Origin of the sequence: Aquitalea sp. ASV15, from assembly GCF_016429115.1 — a bacterium.
Classification (GTDB): domain Bacteria; phylum Pseudomonadota; class Gammaproteobacteria; order Burkholderiales; family Chromobacteriaceae; genus Aquitalea; species Aquitalea magnusonii.
The window spans coordinates 1-236 of record NZ_JAELTZ010000258.1; the positions used below are offsets into that span (position 1 = coordinate 1).

The following is a 236-nucleotide window of genomic DNA, read 5'->3' on the forward strand; positions in this document are numbered from 1 at the left end:
CAATATCGACAGCAAGGATACGCTTGCCACCATTGCCATCAGCAGTGATGGCAGTGGCAGTGATCATGTTTACAACAAGAGCGAAAGCGGCGCCGCCGTGGTCAGCGGCACCACCACGGGCGTGGAAACCGGCCAGACTGTCACCGTCACCTTCACCGACAGCGCCAACCACGTGGTCACCACCACGGCGACCGTGGCAGCCAATGGCAGCTGGACCGTTCCGGCCAGCAGCCTGA

Annotated in this window: 1 protein-coding gene; it reads left to right on the forward strand. The window is 61.9% G+C overall.

Translation table 11 applies throughout. The annotated features are described in order from the left end of the window. Positions 1-236, forward strand: a 236-nt coding sequence (locus JHD64_RS21835; protein ID WP_199055844.1) for a hypothetical protein, incomplete at both ends; no start/stop codon positions are given.